The sequence below is a fragment of the Azospirillum sp. UENF 111221 genome (assembly GCF_058780625.1).
Genome location: NZ_JBSNCH010000002.1, coordinates 605,502 through 627,314, shown reverse-complemented (window position 1 = coordinate 627,314; position 21,813 = coordinate 605,502). Strand labels below are relative to the sequence as shown.

Annotated in this window: 14 protein-coding genes; 3 read left to right on the top strand and 11 right to left on the bottom strand. The window is 69.7% G+C overall.

Annotated elements, in window-relative coordinates:
• Nucleotides 1-239: 239 nt before the first annotated feature.
• From ACWPN3_RS07470 to ACWPN3_RS07430, 9 genes are all read right to left on the bottom strand, one after another.
• Nucleotides 240-1,427 carry an ABC transporter permease gene (locus ACWPN3_RS07470; RefSeq protein ID WP_492243792.1) on the bottom strand — a complete coding sequence of 396 codons (1,188 nt, stop codon included), beginning with the start codon at nucleotides 1,425-1,427 and terminating at the stop codon, nucleotides 240-242.
• A gap of 41 nt (nucleotides 1,428-1,468) precedes the next feature.
• Nucleotides 1,469-2,500, bottom strand: coding sequence for an ABC transporter permease (locus ACWPN3_RS07465; RefSeq protein WP_109449332.1), 1,032 nt, complete (start codon nucleotides 2,498-2,500; stop codon nucleotides 1,469-1,471).
• Nucleotides 2,501-2,505: 5 nt separating this feature from the next.
• Nucleotides 2,506-4,440, bottom strand: coding sequence for an ABC transporter substrate-binding protein (locus ACWPN3_RS07460; protein WP_492243793.1), 1,935 nt, complete (start codon nucleotides 4,438-4,440; stop codon nucleotides 2,506-2,508).
• Between the two features lie 113 nt (nucleotides 4,441-4,553).
• Nucleotides 4,554-6,302: an ABC transporter ATP-binding protein gene (locus ACWPN3_RS07455; RefSeq protein WP_492243794.1), complete on the bottom strand. Its 1,749-nt coding sequence runs from the start codon at nucleotides 6,300-6,302 to the stop codon at nucleotides 4,554-4,556.
• A gap of 258 nt (nucleotides 6,303-6,560) precedes the next feature.
• Nucleotides 6,561-8,651 carry a cyclic nucleotide-binding domain-containing protein gene (locus tag ACWPN3_RS07450; protein WP_492243795.1) on the bottom strand — a complete coding sequence of 697 codons (2,091 nt, stop codon included), beginning with the start codon at nucleotides 8,649-8,651 and terminating at the stop codon, nucleotides 6,561-6,563.
• 23 nt (nucleotides 8,652-8,674) lie between these two features.
• Nucleotides 8,675-9,703 carry an ABC transporter transmembrane domain-containing protein gene (locus ACWPN3_RS07445; RefSeq protein ID WP_492243796.1) on the bottom strand — a complete coding sequence of 343 codons (1,029 nt, stop codon included), beginning with the start codon at nucleotides 9,701-9,703 and terminating at the stop codon, nucleotides 8,675-8,677.
• Nucleotides 9,704-9,872: 169 nt separating this feature from the next.
• Nucleotides 9,873-10,409: a class I SAM-dependent methyltransferase gene (locus ACWPN3_RS07440; RefSeq protein WP_492243797.1), complete on the bottom strand. Its 537-nt coding sequence runs from the start codon at nucleotides 10,407-10,409 to the stop codon at nucleotides 9,873-9,875.
• Nucleotides 10,410-10,554: 145 nt separating this feature from the next.
• Nucleotides 10,555-11,859 (bottom strand): homogentisate 1,2-dioxygenase, encoded by a 1,305-nt coding sequence (gene hmgA / locus ACWPN3_RS07435; protein WP_492243798.1) that lies wholly within the window; start codon nucleotides 11,857-11,859, stop codon nucleotides 10,555-10,557.
• Nucleotides 11,860-11,989: 130 nt separating this feature from the next.
• Nucleotides 11,990-17,197, bottom strand: coding sequence for a two-partner secretion domain-containing protein (locus ACWPN3_RS07430; RefSeq protein WP_492243799.1), 5,208 nt, complete (start codon nucleotides 17,195-17,197; stop codon nucleotides 11,990-11,992).
• Between the two features lie 426 nt (nucleotides 17,198-17,623).
• Between ACWPN3_RS07430 and ACWPN3_RS07425 the strand changes: the two genes are divergently transcribed.
• Nucleotides 17,624-18,376, top strand: a complete 753-nt coding sequence (locus tag ACWPN3_RS07425) for a ParA family protein (protein ID WP_492261204.1) — start codon at nucleotides 17,624-17,626, stop codon at nucleotides 18,374-18,376.
• 17 nt (nucleotides 18,377-18,393) lie between these two features.
• Entirely contained in the window at nucleotides 18,394-19,137 is a 744-nt protein-coding gene (locus ACWPN3_RS07420; RefSeq protein WP_492243800.1) for a DUF3102 domain-containing protein, read from the top strand.
• 27 nt (nucleotides 19,138-19,164) lie between these two features.
• On the opposite strand, the gene ACWPN3_RS07415 is transcribed toward ACWPN3_RS07420, so the two are convergent.
• Entirely contained in the window at nucleotides 19,165-19,728 is a 564-nt protein-coding gene (locus tag ACWPN3_RS07415) for a hypothetical protein (protein ID WP_492243801.1), read from the bottom strand.
• Nucleotides 19,729-20,005: 277 nt separating this feature from the next.
• Here ACWPN3_RS07415 and ACWPN3_RS07410 point away from each other — a divergent pair, with 277 nt between their 5' ends.
• Entirely contained in the window at nucleotides 20,006-20,914 is a 909-nt protein-coding gene (locus tag ACWPN3_RS07410; RefSeq protein WP_109449348.1) for a LysR family transcriptional regulator, read from the top strand.
• A gap of 16 nt (nucleotides 20,915-20,930) precedes the next feature.
• On the opposite strand, the gene mmsB is transcribed toward ACWPN3_RS07410, so the two are convergent.
• Nucleotides 20,931-21,812, bottom strand: a complete 882-nt coding sequence (gene mmsB / locus ACWPN3_RS07405; protein WP_492243802.1) for a 3-hydroxyisobutyrate dehydrogenase — start codon at nucleotides 21,810-21,812, stop codon at nucleotides 20,931-20,933.
• Between the last annotated feature and the right edge of the window lies 1 nt (nucleotide 21,813).

The following is a 21,813-nucleotide window of genomic DNA, read 5'->3' as shown; positions in this document are numbered from 1 at the left end:
GGAACCGACAATCCGTCGCGGAACAGATCGCTGTGCTTGTCTTTGGAACCGGTTCGGCGCCGGTGGTTGCGGGGTCGTCCAGGCACCGGCGGCAAGGCTCCAGCCTGGAGAGAACCCCTCACATGGATTTTGCCGCGCATCAATATGACTTCCGACCGGGTAAGGGCAACGCCTCTATGCGCTGTGATATATATGAGCGCCGGACAGGCCGCCAGCCGGCGTCCAGCGGCGATGACGGGTCAGTCGCCATGATAGGGATCCAGGGCGTCGCGCAGGCCGTCGCCGAAGAAGTTGAAGGACAAGACTACCAGAATCACCGGCAGCATCGGCAATGACACCCAGGGATAGGTTTCCACGGCCATAAGGTTCTGGGCGTCGTTCAGCATCACCCCCCAACTGGTCGCCGGCGGGCGCAGCCCCAGCCCCAGGAAGGACAGCGCCGTTTCGCCGAGGATCATCGCCGGGATCGACAGGGTGGCGCTGGCCAGCAGGTGGCTGGCGAAGTTGGGCAGCAGGTGGCGGCGGATGATGCGCGCCGGGCTGGCGCCCATCAGCTCCGCCGCCATGACGAAATCCTCCTCGCGCAAGGCCAGGAAGCGCGAGCGCACGGCGCGGGCCAGCGACGGCCAGTCGAGCAGGCCGAGGATGACGGAGATGCAGAGGAACACCGTCACCGGAGACCATTGCGCCGGCACCGCGGCGGACAGTGCCAGCCACAGCGGCAGCTCCGGCAGGGATTTCAGGATTTCCGACAGGCGCTGCACCCCGGCGTCGATCCAGCCGCCGAAATAGCCGGCCATGCCGCCCAGCGTGATGCCGATGGCGAAGGACACCGCGATGCCGAGCAGCCCGACGGTCAGCGACAGCTGCGCCCCGATGGCGAGGCGCGAGAGCATGTCGCGGCCGAGCCGGTCGGTGCCCAGCAGATGCAGAGAGGCCCCCGGCGGCGGGCAGACCAGCCGGAGCCGCGATTCGACAAGACCGAGGAAGCGGTAGGGCGCGCCGGGGCAGAGGAATTGCAGCGGCATCGGCCGGCTGGCGTCGGTCTCGTAGCGCCAGCGATAGTCCTTCAGGTCGGGCCGCCCGGTGGTCGGATAGACGAAGGGGCCGATGAACTGCCCCTCGTGGAACAGGTGGACGCCCTGGGGCGGGGCGTAGAGATGCTCCACGTCGCGCTCGTTGGCGCTGTAGGGCGCCAGGAAATCGACGAAGGGCAGGCTGAGATAGGACAGGCCCAGGAACAGCGCCCCCAGCACCGCCAGCCGGTGGCGCAGGAAACGGCGCAGCATCAGCCGGCCGGTGGAGGCGTTGGCGTCGAAGCGGGTGGCCGGCGCGTCCGCCGCGGCCGGATCGGGATAGGGCCGGCTGTCGACGTAATGCTCCCAACTGCCGCCCGTGCCGCCGCCAGTCACGCCCGAGTCCGTCATGCCCCCGTCTTTCATGTCCCCCTTTTTCATGCCCCCTTCTTTCATGACTGGGCCTTCCTCGCCTTGCCGAGGCGGATGCGGGGGTCGAGCAGGGCGAGTGCTATGTCGGAGACCAGCATGCCGACCAGCACCAAGAGCGAGATGAACATCAGGATGAAGCCGGACAGGAAGATGTCCTGCGCCCGCAGCGCCTCCAGCAGGGCCGGGCCGATGGTCGGCAGGCTGAGCACGACGGAGATCAGCACCGATCCCGACACCAGCGACGGCAGCAGCGAGCCGATGTCGGAGACGAAGGGGTTCAGCGCCATGCGCAGCGGATAGCGGGTCAGCCGGCGCAGCGGCGGCACGCCCTTGGCCTTGGCGGTGACGACATAGGGCTTGCCCAGCTCGTCCAGCAGATTGGCGCGCAGGCGGCGCACCATGGCGGCGGTGCCGGACAGGCCGATGACGATGGTCGGGATGATCAAATGTTCCAGCACCGAGCCGGCCTTGGCCCAGCTGAGCGGCTGGTCCTCGTATTTCGCGTCGACCAGCCCGCCGATGGGCAGGCCCAGCCATTTCTGGCCGTAATAGAGCAGGATCAGCGCCAAGAGGAAGTTTGGCGTTGCCAGCCCGATATAGCCGACGGCGGCAGCGAGGTAATCGACCCAGCTGTTGGCGCGGATCGCCGCCAGCGCCCCCAGCGGGAAGGACACCAGATAGACGAACAGCACGGCGGCGAGGTTGAGGATGACGGTGAACCACAGGGTTTCGCCCACCACCGCCGCCACCGGCTTGTTGAACTCGAAGGACCAGCCGAGATCGCCCTGGAGCAGGCCGTGGAAGCCGTTCGGCCCCGGCCAGACGCCGATCCAGATCAGGTACTGTTCGGCCAGCGGGCGGTCGAGCGCATATTCGTGGCGCAGGAACTCCGCCTTCGCCAGCCCGGCCTCCTGGCCGGTGGCGCGCAGCTCGGCGATCTGGTTGGACAGGTAATCGCCGGGCGGCAGGTTGATGACGATGAAGATCAGCATCGACACCACGAACAGCGTCGGCACCATCACCAGCAGCCGGTGCAGGATGAAGCGCAGCATGGCCGTCAGTCCTCCCCGCGGTGGATGCCGACCGGCTCGGGATCGGCCGGGCGGGCGTCGGTGAAATAGAACTCGTCGGGGCGGTAGACGCCGAGATAGGCGCCGGGATCCCACAGCCACAGCCCCTTGTCGGGGATGTTGCGCAGGCGGTTCGATACCGCGATGGGCTGCGGCGTCTTCGATACCACGCCGATGGCGTAGATCTGGTCGGCGTGGATGTCGAGCAGGGCGGACCACAGGGCGCGGCGCTCGGTCTCGTCGGTGGTGTGGCGCCAGCGCCGGGCGATGTCCATCAGCTCCTGCGGGATCGGCATGTCGATGGGTTCGCCGGCGCTGCCGGAGGTCTGGTAATACTGGCCCCATTTCGGCCAGCTGAAATTCTCCTGGGTCATCGGCGCCAGCTCCTCCGGACTGCTGTCTGGGTCGGGGATGCCGTTGTCCCAGCCGCCCCACACCGCCATCATCGTCTGGCCGGCATAGACCCGGTTGCGCAGCACGTCGCGGTCGACCGTGCGCATCAGCAGCCGCACGCCGATGTCGCGCCAGGTCTCCGCGATGATCTGCATCGCGTCGGAGATTTCCGGCTTCTCGCCCGAGGTCTCGACGATCACCTCCAGCGGGCGGCCGTCCGGCAGCTCGCGGTACAGCTCGCCGCGCCTGCGCGTCAGCCCGATCTCGTCCAGCAGGGCCGAGGCCTGTTTCGGGTCGTAGCCGGTCCACACCCCCTTGCGTTCCGGCTTGAACAGCGGGCTGCCCGGCAGCACGTCGACTCCGCTCTCCTCGGCCAGCCCGAAGAAGAGCGAGCGGTTGACGATGCGGCGGTCGATCGCCATCGACAGGGCGCGGCGGAAGCGCACGTCGCGCAGCAGGGTTCGCCAGACCGGGTCGTTGTAGTTCAGGTTGGGGTAGAGGGCGATTTCCGCCGCCTTGCCCTCCGGCCACAGCAGGGTGCGGTAGTTGCCGTCCCGCTCCCCCGACACCAGCACCGGCACCTGCGAGAAGGTCAGCCCTTCGGCCTGGAGGTCGGCTTTGCCGGTGGCGACCTGGGCCGGGATCAGCCCGCCGCCCATCACCGACACGTCCAGCCCGTCGGCATAGGGAAGCTGCATGCCGCGCCGGTCGAAGCGGTGGTAGTAGGGGTTGCGCTGGAACAGCAGGTGGTTGCCGGTGCCCTTGGAGACCGCCATCCAGGGCTGGAGCGTCGGCTGGTCCGGGTTCTCCATCCGGAACATGTCGTCGAGCGCGTTGTGGAGCGCCGCCCAGTTGCGGACCTTGTACTTGGCGAGCAGCGGCGCCAGCTCCGCCTCGCTGGTGTAGCGGGCGTGGTAGCGCTTCAGGTAATGGGCCGGCCGGTAGATGAAGGGCGGCCGGGCGGCGGCCAGCGTCGGCAGGAAATAGGGGTTCGGCTCGTCCCAATGGAAGCGGACGGTGACGGCGTCGGGGAAGCTGACCTGCGGCGGCTTGCCGTCCACCAGCATGAAGCGCGGCGGGCCGGAGGGCGACAGCATCGGGTTGTTGGCGATGTCCTCCCACCAGTAGCGGATGTCGTCGCTGGTGAAGGGGGCGCCGTCCGACCAGCGGTGGCCGGCCCGCAGGGTCAGGGTGAAGTCGCGGCCGTCGACGACCTGAACGTCCTTCAGGATGTCGGGCACGATCTCCCGCTTGGCGGTGTAGCCGACCAGCCGGGCATAGCCGTAGAGCACGGCGATGCGGCTGTTGCGCCGCTGGGTGATGAAGGTCCGGATCCAGCCGCCGGACAGGCCGAGGTCGCGGCCCTTGCCCTCCACATCGACGATCAGCGGCTCGTCCGGCATGCGCTGGCGGACGGGCGGGATCAGGCCGTAGCGCACCTGGTCGCGCAGCATCGGCGGATCCTGCGGCGTGAAGGCGGCGGCGGGGGTGGCGAGGGTCAGGAGGAGGAGAAGGATTTGCGCGAGCATCCCGCCGCGCGTCCCCCTCACCCTTCCCACCGCAGAGCGGTGGGCCCCTTCCCTCTCCCCGGGGGGGAGAGGGTGAAGGTCACGCGCGTCGTCGCTATGGAGCACTCCGGTCCTCATGCCGCCCGCCTCACGAAATGGCCGGGGGCCGCTTCCACCAGCGGGGGCGGCGCGCCGTCGGCAGCGGGGCGGAAGGGTTCGGGCCACAGGTCGGGGCGGCCGGCGCCCAAGGCCACGGTGGCGATGTCGATGGGACGGCTCACGTCCGGCTCCGGCGAGGCGGCGATCAGCGCGCGGGTGTAGGGGTGCAGCGGGGCGGAGAACAGGATGGCCGGCGGCGCCTCCTCCATCACCCGGCCGGCGCGCATCACCGCGACGCGGTCGGCCAGCCGCGCCACCACCGCCAGATCGTGCGAGATGAACATCAGGCTGAGGCCCAAGCGCTGCTTGATCGATTCCAGCAGGTCGAGCACCTGCGCCTGGACCGACACGTCGAGTGCGGAGGTCGGCTCGTCGCAGATCAGCAGCTGGGGGTCGAGCGCGAGCGCGCGGGCGATGCCGATGCGCTGGCGCTGGCCGCCGGAGAAGGCGTGCGGATAGCGGTTGGCCCAGGCGGGGTCGAGCCCGACCTGCGCCATCAGCGCCCGTACACGCTCGCGGCCCTCGCCGCGGCCGCAGACGCCGTGGATCGCCAGCGGCTCGGCGATGATCTCGCCGACGCTCATCCGGGGGCTGAGCGAGGCGTAGGGGTCCTGGAACACCATCTGGGCCCGGCGGCGGTAGGCGGTCAGCTCCGGCCCGGCGGCGGAAAGGAGATCGAGCGGCGGTTCGCCGGCGGATGCCCGGAACAGCAGGCGGCCACCGGGATCCGGCCGCTCCGCCAGCATGGCCAGCCGCGCCAGCGTCGTCTTGCCTGATCCTGACTCGCCGACGATGGCCAGCGTCTCGCCGCGGCCGACCGAGAGGTCGACGCCGTCCAGCGCGCGGATGCGGACATTGCCGCGCTCGTAGGTCTTGGCGACGCCGTGGAACTCCAGGATGGGGTCTTGCACGGTGCCGGACCCTTGCGCGCAGGCCGTCTCCGGGATGGAGGGGGCGGCGGCCATCAGCTTGCGGGTGTAGCCGTGCAGCGGCCGGCCGAGAACGTCGGCGCAAGATCCCGATTCCATCACCCGGCCGGCGCGCATCACCACCACGGCGTCGGCCATGTTGGCGACGACGCCCAGATCGTGGGTGACCAGCAGCACCGCCATGCCGGTTTCGCCCTGCAACTCCTTGATCAAGGCCAGCACCTGGGCCTGGAGCGTCACGTCCAGCGCGGTGGTCGGCTCGTCGGCGATCAGCAGCTGCGGGCGGGCGACCATCGCCATGGCGATCATCGCGCGCTGGCGCAGGCCGCCCGACAGCTGGAACGGATAGGAGCGGAAGGCGCGGACCGGATCGGGGAAGCCCACCCGCTCGAACATGGCGAGGCAGCGTTCCCGCGCGCTGCTGCGGTTGCAGTTGCCGTGCAGCCGCAGCACCTCCATCGTCTGGTCGCCGATGGTGTGCAGCGGCGACAGTGCGCTCATCGGTTCCTGGAAGATCATCGAGATGCGGCTGCCGCGGATGTCGCGCAGGCGCGATGCCGACAGGCGCAGCAGGTCGACCGCCTCCGCACCATGGCCGAACAGGATCGAGCCGCCGGCGACCGTCGCCCCGCGCGGCAGGATGCCGAGGATGCTGCGGCAGGTCAGCGTCTTGCCCGAGCCGGACTCGCCGACCAGCGCCACGCTCTGCCCGCCGCCGATGGAGAAGCCGACGCCGTCCACCACCGGATGGGGGGCGTTGCGGAAGCGGATCGTCAGGCCCTCAACCTTCAGCATCGCGCCGCTCTCCTCCCGTTTTACAAAGCCGTTCGCAATTCGCCGTTATCCCCCTCTCCCCCCCGCTCTCGCGCAAACGAAGTTTGCGCTGACGCGACAGGCGGACCTCTGGTCCGCCGAAAGCGGGGAGAGGGTCGGGGTGAGGGGGGCGCACAGCGAGGATTCCCGGGATAGCCACGCCATGCATCCCCCTCACCCTAACCCTCTCCCCGGGGGAGAGGGGATGCTTGGTGCGCCTGCCCTACTGCGTCCATTTCATCATACTTCCGTTTCGGATCGGCTATCCGCAGGGGCCGCCTCCGGGGCCGCCTCCGGGGCCGGGGCCGGGACCGGAGGCGGGACGGCGGGGGCTTCGCTGGTCAGGCGCTTGCCGATCTGCTGGATCACCCGCATCGGCAGGTCCGGCACCGACGACAGCAGGCGCAGCATGGTCGGCCCGTCCAGCCGCAGCAGCCGCAGGTCGGTGCGGGCGCGGATGGTGGAGAAGCGGCGCACGCCGGCCAGAAGCTCCAGCTCGCCGATCACCTCGGGCGGCTTGATGTAGGCGATGTGCAGCGGCGGCTGGTTGTCCGGCATCAGCCGCACCAGCTCCGCCTCCCCTTCCGCCAGGACGAAGGCGAATTCCGACTGTTCGCCGCTGCGATAGATGAAGTCGCCGGCCGCGACCGTGCGCCATTCCGACGCCGCCAGCAGCCGGCGCAGCACCGTTTCCGGCAGGTCGGAGAAGACGGGCGAGCGCGACAGCAGGCGCAGGGCCGGCTCGTCGGTTCCCTCCCCCTCTCCCGGCACGGTGTCCTCGTCCTGGTCGGCGCCGATGTGGCCGCGCCGGACCAGCCGGCCGTCCTCCAGGTCGTAGAGCGCGTCGAAGGCGGGATTGTCGGAAATCCGCTCCTCCAGCACGATCAGCGTCATGGTCGGCAGCAGCTCCTTCATCGCCTGGAAGATGCGCAGCCGTTCCTCGGGATCGTAGCTGTTCAGCGCCTGGTAGATGACGAAGATGTCGGGCTTCTTCATCAGGCCGCGGATCAGCTGGACGCGCTGGCGCACGCTGATCGGCAGAAGCGAGCCGCCGATGCCGACCTCGCCCAGCGCCACCAGGATCAGCACGAAGGCCCGTGCGTCGGTCCGTTCCAGCGCCTCGTCCACCAGGGCGCGGAGCTTGGTGATGGCGCGCGGATCCTCGGTGGTGATGCGGCCGAACAGGAGGTTGTCCATCACGTTCAGGCGCGGGTGGTAGAGGTCGGGGTGGAAGATGGCGACCTTGTCGCGCAGCTCGTGCGGCATGTCGTCGAGCACGCGGGCGCGGATCGCCATGATCGCCTCGCGCTCCGCCTGCGGGATGAAGTCCATGCCGTCGCGCTTGGGCACGATCATCAGGAACATGGTGGCGAACAGCAGCGTGTCGGCTTCCTGATGGCGGCGTTGCGGCCGTTCGGACCGGCGCTTCAGACGGGTGACCGCCTCCACCAGCTCCTCGAACAGGGCGTCGTCGATGTGCGGGTAGCGCATGATCATGACGTCGCCATCGTCGCTGTCGCGATAGACGCCGACCACCCGCAAGGCGAAGCGCCGGCCGATGCGCACGGCGGAGTCCCACAGCCCGTGCTCCTCCATCAGGCCGCGGACGGTGGGGTTGCAGACCATGCGGGCGACGGTCAGCCGCTTGCCGTCCGGCAGGCCGGCCAGCATGTTCTCGGCGATGCTGGCATAGGGGTTGAAGCGGTCGCGCTCGAAGCGGGCCAGCAGTGCGTCCATCCCGCGTTCGGCGATGGCGTCGCGCAGCCAGTGGCGGGCGCGCAGCAGCGGCTGGGCGACGAAGGGGTAGTCGTCGGGGTCGAACACCTCGCGCAGGCCGCGCTGGTAGACGGCACTCTCGCCGCCGGTGGCGGCCAGGCATTGCATGAACCAGGGGCGCAGGCTGGTCCAGTCGGTGGCGCCGATCATGCCGAAGTCGGTCCAGATCCCGTCCATGCTGTCGGTGGAGTTGCCCGACGCCTGGGCCTCGACGATCTCGCGGCGGCGGGCCGGGGTCATGCTGTCCGGGTCGTCGGCCGGCGGGCGGTGGCGCAGGCCGTAGGTGATGTTCTGCATCATGCTGCCGGTGAACATGCGCGGTTCCGGGCTGGCATAGGCCATGCGGCGGCCCAGCAGATCCAGCGGCAGCTCGTCCAGCTTGCGGTCGCCGATGGCGATCCGGCCGGAGGTCGGCGGCGACAGCCGCACCAGCACCTCGGCCAGACGGCGCAGCGCCAGCGCGTTGGTGCCGGCGATACCGATGAGCGCGCCCGGCGGCACCTCCAGCGACAGGCGCTGCAGCATGCGGTCGCCGTATTCGTTGGCCCAGGTCACCGCCTCCAGCCGCAGCGGGGCCTTCAGGTCGGTCGGGGTGGCGGGGGTCGGTGTGGCCCAGTCGAACAGGAAGGGGGAGAGAACTGCTCGGCGATCTGCTCGTACTTGATCTGGGCGTCGATCATGTTCTGGTAATAGTCGAGCAGCTCCTTCCAGGGCGCCGTCAAATCCTTGAAGGCGGAGAGTGCCGCCACCAGGGCGCCGATGGTCATGTTGCCTTGCAGGACCAGATAGCCGCCGATGGAGAACAGGAAGAAGGGCGTGATCTGATTGATAAAGTTGTTCAGGAACTTGACGAAATACTTTCGCTTGTAGATCTCAAGCCTGATCCAGTAGATGCTGCCGAGGTACTGTGAGAATTCGGCCAGGACATAGCGGACGGTGCCGTTGACGCGGACCTCGCGGATGTTCTCGACGCTTTCGCCGATGCGTTCGGACAGCTGGCGGACCTTGCGCACCCGCTCCTTGCCCAGCAGCTTCACCTTCAGCTGAAGCTTCGGGATGATGTAGGCCTGCACCGGGATGAGGGCGACCGACACCAGCCCGATGGTCGGCTGCTGGATGAACAGGAACAGCAGGATGGTGAGCATCGTGCCGCCCTGGTAGAGCGGCTGGGCGAAGGAGTCGCCGATGAAGCCGGCCAGCGGCTCGGTCTCCGACGCGACGGTGGAGATCAGCTCCCCCTGGCTGACCTTGGAGAAATGCGGCAGCGGGAAGCGCAGCATGCGGTCGAGCAGGATGAAGCGCAGGCGCCGCACCTGCCGTTCGCCGACCACGCCCTTGAAGGTGTTGATCCGCATCTTGAAGGCGCCGTTGGCGAGCACCAGCGCCAGGAAGGTGAAGCAGAGAACCAGGAGGTAGGTCACCGGCCCCATGGCGACGCCGAGGATCTCGCGTTCCGGCTGCGGGTCCGACAAGGCCCGGTTGATGATGATCTTCGGCAGTTCCAGCGAGGCGTAGAGCACCGGGAAGGAGGCGACCGTCAACAGGGCGAGCAGGATCTGCTGCCGCCCGCTGTGCTTCCAAATGAACTGAAAAATGTTGCGGTTCATCAATGGCCTTCAGCGTCGCGGCCTTCAGCGTCGCAGCCGTCGCCGGCCGCCCCTGTCATGCAGCGGAGGATGAGGGGAAATAAATGGGCGTGGCCCGGTCCGTTTTCCAACGGCGCTTTTGCCATGCGCCCTTTTTCAATCCACCCTGCTTCGATCCACCCTGCTCCGCTCAGCTTTCCACCCTCCAGGCATGGTAGGTCCAGCGTTCGTCGGGCGGCAGGTCGAGCCGGGTCCAGTTGGGACGGTCCAGCGGCCGGTCGGACAGCACGACGCCGCCGGGCAGCACCAGCGCATCGATCAGCGGCGCCAGCCACGCCGCCTGCGCGGCGTCATGGTTGCGGTCGGTGCTGCCGAAATCGGCATGGGCCAGCCGGGCGCAGCGGCCGAACCGCTCCGCCGCCGCCGGCATGGTCTCCTTGAAATCGCCGACGAACAGGCGGTCCTCGTCGGGCGTCAGCTCCGGCGGCACGCGGACCCACATGTCGAAGACCAGGATGTCGCGCGGCGGGAACAGGTGGCGCAGATGGTCGAAGGTGCGGCCCTTGCCCAGCCCCACCTCCAGCACCAGCCCGTCGCGGCCGGCGACCTCACGCTCCGCCCAGGCCAGCGCGTTGCGCTGCACCGTCATGCGGTCGATCATCCGGTCGAGCAGAGACCGGCTTTCCCCGCCATTGCCACCATCACCATTGCCAACACCGGCCGCCATCGGCCCTTCTCCCCTTGCCAAGCGCCCGAATGGCACGGGTGCAGTGTGGAAGTCCGCGCGCGCGCCGTCGAGACAAATTGTCGCGTGGTCGGGAGCCGGCGGCCGTCCTGTCGCCCTGCCCTGCCCTGCGTCCGGGACGCTTCCTTCAGGGACGGTTGGGGTCGAAGCGCTTCGCCAGCCCCTGCCAGCAGCGATAATAATCGTGCTGCAACTCCGCGGTTTCCAGGGCGTGGCGCGTGGGACGGATCACCGCACGGGTCTCCACCATGAAAGCCATGGTGTCGGCGACCCGCTGCGGCCGGCTGGTGTCGGCGGCCGTCGCTTTGGCGAAGGTCTCGGCATCGGGGCCGTGGCCGCTCATGCAGTTGTGCAAACTGGCGCCGCCGGGCAGGAAGCCCTCCTCCTTCGCATCGTAGACGCCATGGATCAGCCCCATGAACTCGCTGGCGACGTTGCGGTGGAACCAGGGCGGACGGAAGGTGTCCTCCTGCACCAGCCAGCGCGGCGGGAAGATGACGAAGTCGATGCTGTCGACGCCGGGGGTGTCGCTGGGCGAGTGCAGCACCAGGAAGATCGACGGGTCGGGATGGTCGAAGCCGATCGAGCCGATGGTGTTGAAGCGGCGCAGGTCGTATTTGCAGGGCGCGTGGTTGCCGTGCCACGCCACCACGTCCAGCGGCGAATGGTCGATGCGGGCAGTCCACAGAGCGCCGTCGAACTTCGCCACCAGCTCGAAGTCGCCGTCGACATCCTCGTACCAGGCGTCGGGCGTCAGGAAGTCGCGCGGGTTGGCAAGGCCGTTGGAGCCGATGGGGCCGAGGTCCGGCAGGCGGAAGGGCGTGCCGAAATTCTCGCAGACATAGCCGCGGCCTTCGCCGTCCGGCAGCTCGACCCGGAAGCGGATGCCGCGGGGGATGAGCGCGATCTCCTGCGGCTCGACCTCCAGCACGCCAAGCTCGGTGAACAGGCGCAGGCGGCCCTGCTGCGGCACGATCAGCAGCTCGCCGTCGGCATCGTAGAAGAAGCGGCCCTCCATCGACCGGTTGGCGGTGTAGAGATGGATGCCGCAGCCGGTCTGCGCCTGCGGCCCGCCGTTGCCGCCCATGGTGACGAGGCCGGCGATGAAGTCGGTCGGTGCGTCCGGCATCGGCGGCGGGTTCCAGCGCAGCTGGGTCGGCGGGGCCGGCACCTCGTCGAAGCGGCTGGTCAGGCGGCCGGACTCCAGCGGGCGGAAGGGTTCGTGCACCACCGCCGGGCGGATGCGGTAGAGCCAGGAGCGCCGGTTGTGGGCGCGGGGGGCGGTGAAGGCGGTGCCGCTGATCTGTTCGGCATAGAGGCCGTAGGGCGGGCGCTGCGGCGAGTTGCGGCCGACGGGCAAGGCGCCGGGCAACGCCTCGGTCGCGAATTCGTTGCCGAAGCCGGACCGGTAGGTGAATGCGGAGGACGTCATGCGGGCTGCTCCCTTCTGCGAGGAGCGCCGGCGGCAGGCGCCGGGCGCGACCATTTGCCGCTGATATAGTTTCTTTTGAAACTATGCGCCAGGGGAAAATGGGGGTGGCCGCTGCGGGAGCCTTTCCCCCTCAGTTCATCGGGCGGTCGGGCAGGTCCAGCAGGAAGTCGCCGCCCTCGTCGTAGCCGGCGGTGCGGATCACGCCGTATTGCGGGGTCTGCGGCGCCTCGCTGGTCACGTCCTGGCGGACCTCCTGATAGAGGGCGTAGCCGCTGCTGTCCTTCGGCAGGCCGAGCACCCGCTTCTTCAGCGCCACCGCGAAGGGGGAGTTCACCTCGCCGTCGGCGACCGGCTCGTCGCCGCCCGACGACAGGGCCATGACCGAGCGGCGCTGCCGCATCTCCGTCTCGCTGGCGAGGCGGCTGGCGTCGACCTTCTGCTCCTTGGTGAAAGCGCCGGAATAGCAGCTGTCCGACACCACCATCACATGCTTGGCCGGCATGCGGCTGAGGAAGCGGCCGATGTCGTTGTTCGACACCCAGTTGCGGGCGCTGGTCGTCTCCGCGTCGGCCGGCAGCCAGTAGCCGGTGCCGGTCTCCGCCAGCTCATAGCCGTGGCCGGCGTAATAGACCATCACCTGGTCCTGCTCGCCGACCTCGCGGCCGAGCTTGCGCAGGGCGTCGCCGATCTGCGCCTTGGTCGGGTTGCGCAACACCCGCGTCTCGTAGCCGAGCTGGTCGTTCAGCGCCTTGCCCACCGCCTTGATGTCGGCGTCGGGCGTGGCAAGCGCCGGGATGGCGCCGTCGCGGTAGCTGTCGACGGCAATCATCAGGGCGATCTTGCGCGGCTTCGGCGGGGCGGCCGGGTCGGGAGCGGCGGTGGCGCTGTCGATGGCGATGCGCTGCTCCGTCGTCTTGCCGGCCTCGTCGGTCATGGTCAGGGTGGCTTCCTTCGCCCCCGGCTCCACCGGGATGCTGGTGCGGAACTGGCCCTGCTCGTCGATGAAGACCCAGCGGCCGTTCACCCGCGCCTCCGCCAGATTGGCGCTGTCGGCGACGACGCCGCGCAGCGTCATGGTGCCGCCGCGGGTGCGGCCACCCTGCGCCTGCCGCAGGCTGGGCAGGGCCGAGGCGGCGGACGGGCGGCCGAGCATGTCCGCCGCCGCCGGGTTCGCCACCAGCTGGCGCAGCGCGCCGGAGAAGGCCTGGGTGCGCTGTTCGCGCTCGACCCGCTGCACCATGGCGAGGTAGGTGCGGGCGACCTGGGGCGGCAGGCTGGCCTGCGCCGCCGCGGCACGCACCTGGGCGTAGCCGCCGGGCTGGCCCGACGCGCTGTTCTGCAAAATGCCGCCGACGCGCGACGCCACCGGGTCGCTGCTGGCGGTCAGCCCGCCGATCAGGGTGGCCACCGGCACGCTGGCCAGCACCGCGCGCTGTTCGGCCAGCGACAGGCCGCCGCTCGCCAGCGCCGTCACCGCCTGGACCATGCCGCCGTTGCCGGCCGCCTGGATGAGGCTGCCGGCCGCCGCCTGCACCTGCGGGGAGGCCAGAAGCTGCGGCCCCGGCTGCGACAGGGTGGCGCCGGAGGAGTAGGCCGCCGTCGCGTCCGCCGTGAAGGAGACCGAGCGGCCGGAGGCGAGCACGACCGTCGCCGGGCCCGGCGGCGGCGGCGGCGAAGGCGGGGCGCCGTTGGACGGGGCGCTGTTGGAGGCGGAACTGCCGCCGGCCGACTGGGTGCCCTGCCCTGCTGTGGTCTGGGTGGCCGCGGTCTGGGTGGCCGTGCCTTGGTTGGCCGTGCCCTGCTCCAGCGTCGCCAGCAGGGTCTGCGGCGTGGTCGCGCCGGCCGTGGTTCCGGTGGCCGTGGTTCCGGCGGTCGCGCCGGTGCCGGTCGTGGCGGTGGTGGTGGTGGTCGTTGCCGGGGTCGTGGCGATCTGGGCCACCGTTTGCAGCGCCGCCTGCACGAAGCTGGAGGCGGACGCGGCGGACTGGCTGCCGCCCGTCGTGGTGGTCGTTCCGGTTTCCGGGGACGCGGTGTCCGTCGTTCCGGTGCCTGTCGTTCCCGTGCCCGTGGTTCCGGTCCCGGACGTGTCCGTCCCGGTCCCCGTCGACGGGGTGGTGGTGGTCGGCGTGCTGGTGGACGGCGTATCGGTTCCGCCACCGCTTCCGCTGTCGGTGCCCGGAGTGGTCGGCGTCGTCGGCGTCGGGTCCGTCACCGGCGGCGTTAACGGCGGGGGCGGCGGTGGGGGAGGTGGGGGAGGTGGCGGCGGAGGAGGAGGAGGAGGAGGAGGTGGGGGCGGCGGCGGCGGAGCCGGCGTGCTGCTGATCGTCACGGCGCCGTTTCTGTACAGGGCGGAGGCGGTCCCATGGGGGCCGGCGGTCCCGGCGGTGCCTTGCAGCGACACCTCTCCGGCGGCGGCCACGATCTGGATGTTGCCGTTGTTCTCGGCGTCCAGCCCGATGCCGGCGACCTCGAAATCGGCGGACGAGGCGCCGCCCTTTCCGGCGATGGAGACGCCGCCCGACGAAAGCAGCCCCACCCTGCCCTGGAGCATGACACCCCAGGACTCGATGGAGTCCGCTTCGCTGGCATCGCCGTCGATCAGGATGGCGTTGGCGGCGGTGGAACCGGCCGTGACGGTCGGCCCGCCCTGGTCGTTGCTTTCGATCAGCACCCCGGCGTTCCGGCTGTCGGACCGGGAGGTCGCCTTGCCGTGGATGGCGATCCGGCCGGTGGCGGCGCCGATGGTCGAACTGCCGTTGATCAGCACGCCGTGGGTGCCGCTGCTGTACCCCTCGCCCTCGCCGCGGATCGAGATGGAGCCGTGGCCGGTGTAGAGCGAGCTGTTGGCGATCGACACGCCGGCCCAGTCGCCATAATCGGCGCTGGCCGCCATGCTCGCCGGATCGCTGCCGCCGCCCAGGACGATGTCGCCGCCTGCGGTCGCGATGCTGCTGCTGCCCAGGCTGATGGCGCCGCCGTTGCCGCTGCGGTTGCTGTTCAGCGTGACCGGCCGGTCGGCGGCGACGATGTGGCTGTCCATCAGGGAGATGCCGGACGCCGCCCTGAGCGTCACGGCACCGTCGGAGGTCAGGCTGCTGTCGTCATCCAGGAACAGGCTGCCGCCCGACTCCAGCGTGATCGGGGCATTGCCGTTGCGGATGACGGCGCCGCTCAGCTGGATGTCGCGGCTGGAGTTGGCGCCCGCCCTGATGTCGATGGCCCCGTTGCCCTGCACGGTGATGGAGGAGTCGTCGGTGACGCGGATCGCATCGTTGCCTTGGGAACTCTCGCCATGCCCCTCGGTGCCGGTGATGGAAACGGCGCCGCCCCCGGTCTGGAGTGCCGAGGACGACAGCAGCACGCCGACATTGTCGCCGTAATAGATGCCGTTGCCGCCCTCCCCGTTCAGCGTGATCGAGCCGGTCCCGGTGGTCAGCTGGCTGTCGTACAGCACGATGCCGTGGTTGCCGCTGCCGTTGTTTTCGCCGCCGGCGCCGTTGATCAGGATGGAGCCGGCGCCGGTCGAGACGATGGTGTCGTGGAACTCCACGCCGGCCCGGTCGGAGCTGGGCGAATAGCCGCCGGATATGCCGGTGGCGGGCTTCATCGCCGGGTTGGAGCCGCCGCCGACGATGAAATTGCCGCCGTTGGTGGTGATGGCGATGGGCGACGTGCCGGAGGTGGCCGCCGTCCGCACGATGCCGTTGCCGGAGCCGGTCGCGGCGTTCAGGGTGAGGGTGAGGGCGCCGGCACTGGACACGATGCTCTGGTTGACGACGATGTTGCGGTGGGCCTTCAGCGTCAGCGACGCATCCCCGCCGGCCGACTTCGTGATCGCCTGATCGATGGTGATGTCGCCGGCATCGGTCCCCGTCGATTCGGTTTGCAGCGTGACGCTGGTGCCGCCGTTTAGCGCGGTCTGGATGGTGTCGGCGGTGATGGTGCCGCCGGTCGCCGCCACTGTGAGGTCGGTCGGGTCGAGCAGCCAGAAGCCGCCGACGCCTGTCCCCTGCCCTGTTCCGGACCCGGCATCGACGCTGCCGCGCACATGCAGCGACAGCTTGCCCGACGTCTCGACGAAGCCGCCGCTGCCGCCGGCCGCCCCGCCGCGGGCGGACACGGCGCCGTCGAAGCGGGTGCTGCCGTCGGCCCACACCACCACCTTGCCGCCCTTGCCGCTGTCGATGGCGTCGGCGGCGATGCTTGCCCCCTGCGCCACGACGGTCTCGGCGGAGGGCGGCACCGGCTTGCGCGCCGGGCGGATGGCGTAGCCGGCCAGCGTGGCGGCCGATGCCCTGCCGCCCTGCACGTCGCCGCCGATCAGCACCTCCCCGCCCCCGGCGGGACCGGAGGCGGTGATGCGGGCGGTGGCGGTCAGCGCCGTGCGGTTGCCCGACACGGTGACGGAGCCGCCCTTCTGACCGGCGCCGCTGCCGTTGGCGTCGATGCTGCCGGAGACCTCGACCTCGCCGCCGTCGCCGAGCAGGACGATGTCGCCGCCCTGCTGCTCCACCCGGCGGGCCTGGACGGTGCCCGACATGTTGACGACGCGGTCGACCAGCCCCTTGGCGGCGCTCGCCGTCATCTGCACCCGGCCGCCGTCGGCGAAGATTTTGCCGCTGTTGCTGACCAGTGCCTCGACCGGCTTGCCGTCGGCGCCGACGGGGCGGGCGTCGGTCTTCGTATCGGATTGGGCGTCCACCGCGATGTTGATCTTCTGGTCGCCGAAGAGGTCGACGACGAAGCGGCGGCCCGAGGCCAGCGTCACCTCGCCCATGCGCGCCTGGATGGTGCCGCGGTTGGCGACGCCGGGGGCGACCAGCGCCGCCAGCCCGGCCTGGGCCACCGTGATCGTGCCCTCGTTCTCCACCGTCGCGGTGGAGCCGGCGCGGCCTTCGAAATTGTAACGGCCGGCCATGAAGTCGGCGTTGCGGATGTCGTGTGTGGTGGCGACCAGCCCGCCGACATCGACCCGGGCGTTCGGACCGAACAGGATGCCGTTGGGGTTGACCAGCCAGACCTGCCCATTCGCGGTCAGCCGCCCCATGATCGCCGACGGGTCGGAGCCGGTGACGCGGTTCAGCGTGATGGCGGCGGCATCGGGCTGCTGGAAATTGGTGTGCTCGCCGTCGCGGATGCCGAAGCGCTGCCAGTCGATCACCGCCTTGGGCGTCGACTGGATGATGTCGAGCCGGCCGGGGGCGGTCGTGTGGATGGTGGCGGCGCCGTCGGTGACCACGCCGCCTTCGGGGTTGGCGAGTGCGGGGAGGGGCAGGGCGAGGAATGCGGTCAGGATCGCCAGGCGCGCCGCCCCGGCCAGCGCCGTACTGTGGCGCAAGGCAGCCCGGCGCCGCGTGCCGTCCCGTCGGAACGCCGTCTTGTCAACTGCCCGCTCGCCAACCGTCGTCCGCCCCGATCCCCGCATCACCGACCCAACCCCCATTGCCGCCGCCGACTCTTGCGGGAAGGCAATACGCTGTTCAAAACCCTGGAATGCGAAACATTTTAGCGACCGCGCGCCGGTACGGAAATCCCGAAAGTGGTGACAGATTGTTTCGTGGCGGCAACAGAGGCGGTCGGGCCGGGGCAGGAACAAGCGTTACCGGTAACGGAAATGGCGGCGAAGCGTTACCGGTAACGGCTTTGGCGGTACAGAAACCGCCTATTTCCATGGCGCAGGTGCCGCCTTTGCCCTTTCGGGGAGCGGGGCGATCCGCTAAGAAGAAGGCCATCAGACGACTGGCACGCGATGCAGGGGGAACAGATGGCCGATCCGACCGCCGTCGCCACAAGGAAATCCGCGGGCAAATCCACAGGTAAATCAACCGGCAGGCCGGCAGCCCAGGGCGCCGACGGCACGGTAAACAAGGCTGCGCCGCTGCCTGCGCGCTGGGTGGTGTATAGTGCGCCGAAGGGCGGGACCGGCAAGACCACCAGCTGCAAGAACACCGCCGTCGCCGCGGCCAAGGACGGCATGCGGGTGGCGACGCTGGATTTCGATCCGCAGCGCACGCTGGGCCAGTGGCACGAGCTGCGCCGTCCGCACGATGTGGCGTCCATCGACCATTACGAAGGAACGCTGGACGACATCGAGGCGGCGCTGGCCCAAATCGATCCCGGCCGCTACGACGTTGTCTTCGTCGACACGCCGCCGTCGGTGGAGCTGTATCCGGAGGCGACCAAGATCCTGCTGCGTCGCGCCGACCTTGTGCTGGTGCCGACCGGGGTCGGCCGCTTCGACAAGATGAGCGTCATCCCCTGGATGGAGTTCCTGCGCGACTATGGCCGCCCCGCCGCCTTCCTGCTGAACCGGGTCAAGCGCCGGTCGGTCAGCCTGCGCGAAGCGAAGCTGGAGCTGGGCCGGGTCGGCCGGCTGGTGCCGCACGAGGTGCCGGACATCGAGGACATGCACCGGGTCGACGATGTCGGCTGCTCCATCGTCGATGTGGGTGCTGTCAACGGCGCCGACGAATGCCTTGGCGCCTGGTACTTCATCCGGCACGAGCTGGGGATCTGAACCCGGGGGATCTGATTATGGCCAATGTGAAGTCCTTCATGAAGAAGGTGGCGGAGCAGGGCAAGGCCGCTCCCCCGCCGGATGCCAAGCCAGAGGTAGCGTCTACGCCTGTGCGGTCAGGGGCCGCCGTGGCGCCGTCGAAGGCGGACCGCCGGGCGTCGGATATCAGCGACGCCATCGTGCCCTGCCACACCCGGCAGGAATTCGCCCAGGAAATCCGCTATCACTGGAACCGCAGCCGCAAGGAGTTCCTGTCGATCGGCCGGTATCTGAACCGCGCCAAGGAAATCCTGCCGCATGGCGACTTCGAGGCGATGATCGAAAGCGACATGCCGTTCTCGGTCGAGACCGCCTTCCGCTTCCGCGCGGTGGCGGAGGCGGTGGACACCGGCCGGCTGTCGCTGGACGTGCTGCCGGGGGCGGAAAGCGTCGCCTACCAGATCGTCACCATGACGCCGGACGAGCTGGAGCGCGCTAAGGCGCAGGGGCTGATCCGTCCCGATGTGACCCGCCGCCAACTGATCGACTTCAAGCGCTCGCTGCGCCCGCCGAAGGACGTGACGCCGAACGACCGGCGCCGGCAGCTGCTGGCCGACTATGCCCGGCTGCGCGTCCGCATGGCGGAAATCCGCGACGAGCTGCGCCGCGATCATGGCATCGACCCGGAGCATGACGATCATGGCCGGTCGGGCCGCACCGGCGTCACCATCGATGTCGAGGCGGAGGATATCGGGGCAGACGCCGAGGACCAAGGGCGGTAAAGCTGGCTGTCCCGGCTTTACCGCCTGTCAGTGGTTGTGCGAGGTGTGGGAGGCGGGGCTGTCGTCGCCGCGGCGCGACGGCGGGCTGCCGCCACCCAGCAGGTTGGTCAGCGACCGGAAATCCCGCTGGAAACTGCTGAAGAAATCGGCGTCGCCGCCGCGCGACGTCCGGGCGCGTGAACTGGCCAGGCTGTGGCTTTCCGGGCCGCCGACGCTGCGGCCGCTGCTGCGGATGCGGCGCTCCGGCGCCTTCGGCTTGCGCGCGGGCGTGAGCAGCGGCGGGGGAGGGGCTTCCGGCAGCGCTGCGGTTTCGGGGGCGCGAGCGAAGGCGTCGCCGCACAGCCCGCGGTCGGACGCCTGTTCCAGGCGGCCCGGATCGAGCCGCCAGCAGTCGAAGGCGCCGGTCTGCGGCTTCGACGGTGCGGGGGCGGGCAGGGGAGCGGCGGACTGCTGGTATGCCTCCTGGGCCTCCGGTGCCGACAGCAGCGGTTCCGCCGTGGCCGGGCCTGCGGCAGGCATGACGAGCAGGGCCGCAAGTGCCGCCACCATCACCGATCCGCTGACCCCCGCCGTCCGGCCTTCGCCCGGCATTCCGTATCCTCTTGCTGGTCGCATCGCCGTCGCTCAACAGATAAACGCAATGGAGTGCCGATTCGTCCGCGCGAAATGGGGGCGCTGCCCCGGAAGATGCGGTACCCCTTCGGATCAGGCTCTTTCGGCCATCCACCAATGTTTGGGGGGAAGGGGAGTGCGGCCCGGCGGGTGATGGTGTCGCAGGGGCGGGTTGGCACTCTTGTCAGGCGGGCGGCTTGATGGGAGAGTCCGGCCCCTCATCCACCTTGCAAGAACGGACGGCGCGCCGGCGGACATGGCCGATTTCAACTGGAACGACCTGCGCTTTTTCCTGGCGGTGGCCCGGGCCGGCACGCTGACCACGGCGGCCCAGCGGCTGCGCGCCGACCACACCACGGTCAGCCGCCGCATCACCGCGCTGGAGGAGGCGCTGCGCGTCACCCTGTTCGAGCGCCGGCCCAGCGGCTTTACCCTGACGCCGCAGGGCGAGCGGCTGAAACAGACGGCGGAGGTGATGGAGAGTGCGGCCCTGCTGGCCCAGGGCATGGTGGCGGACGGCGATCTGGCTCTGGCCGGTGCGGTCAGGATCGGGGCGCCGGACGGCTTCGGCAGCTGTTTCCTGGCGCCGCGGATCGGCGCCTTGTGCGAACGCCATCCGGAGCTGGAGGTGCAGCTGGTCGCCATGCCGCGTGTCTTCAGCCTGTCGAAGCGCGAGGCCGACATCGCCATCAGCCTGTCGTGCCCGCAGGAAGGGCGGCTGTTCGCACGGAAGCTGACCGATTACCGGCTGGGGCTGTACGGCACCGCCGCCTATCTGGGGTCACGGCAGGAAATCCGCAGCCGCGGCGACCTGCGCGGCCATTCCTTCGTCGGCTATATCGACGACCTGATCTTCGCCCCGGAACTGGACTATGTCGAGACGATGGGGGAGGTGGCGCCGCGCATCAAGAGCAGCAGCCTCGTCGCCCAGCTGAAGGCGACGCTGGCCGGGGCCGGCCTGTGCATGCTGCCGGCCTTCATCGCCGCCGGCGAGCCGGATCTGGTGCCGGTGCTGCCGGAAGAGGTGACGATCACCCGGTCCTTCTGGCTGATCGTTCACGAGGATCTGCGCTCGCTGGCGCGGATTTCGATGACCGCCGACTACATCGCCGATCTGGTGCGGCGGGAGCAGGCGCTGTTCCTGCCCCCGCCGGCCACAGTCTGATTTACCGCAGCCTGATTTACCCCTCGCCGCGCAGCATGCGGATGATGCCGGAGAAGTCGGCGCCGCCTTCTCCTTGCGCGTTCATCAGCGCGTAGAGCTGCGCCGCCGCGGCCCCCAGCGGGGTGGGAGCACCGGCGCCCTGTGCCGCTTCCTGGGCCAGCTTCAGGTCCTTCAGCATCAGCGCCGCCGCGAAACCGGGCTGGTAGTCGCGGTTGGCCGGGCTGGCGGGGACCGGGCCGGGAACCGGGCAATAGCTGGTCAGCGACCAGCACTGGCCCGACGAGGTCGACGACACGTCGTACAGCGCCTGATGCGACAGGCCGAGCTTCTCCGCCAGCACGAAGGCCTCGCAGACGCCGATCATCGAGATGCCGAGGATCATGTTGTTGCAGATCTTCGCCGCCTGGCCGGCCCCGGCACCGCCGCAATGGACGATCTTCTTGCCCATGGCCTCCAGGATCGGGCGGGCGCGCTCGAAGGCGTCCGTCTCGCCGCCGGCCATGAAGGTCAGGGTGCCGGCGGCGGCACCGCCGACGCCGCCCGACACCGGCGCGTCGAGCGAGGCGGCGCCCGTGCCGGCGGCCAGCGCATGCGCCTTGCGGGCGGAGTCCACGTCGATGGTGGAGCAGTCGATCAGCAGCGTGCCCGGCCGGGCCACCGGGGCGATGTCGCCATAGACGCCCAGCACATGCTTGCCGCCCGGCAGCATGGTGATGACCACCTCGGCCGCCGCCGCGATGGCGGTGGGGGACTCGCCGATGGTGACGCCGGCCGCCTTGGCCGCCTCGATGGCCGCGGGCACGAGGTCGTAGCCCACCACCTGATGCCCCGCCTTCACGAGGTTCGCGGCCATCGGGCCGCCCATGTTGCCCAATCCGATGAAACCGATCACCGCCATC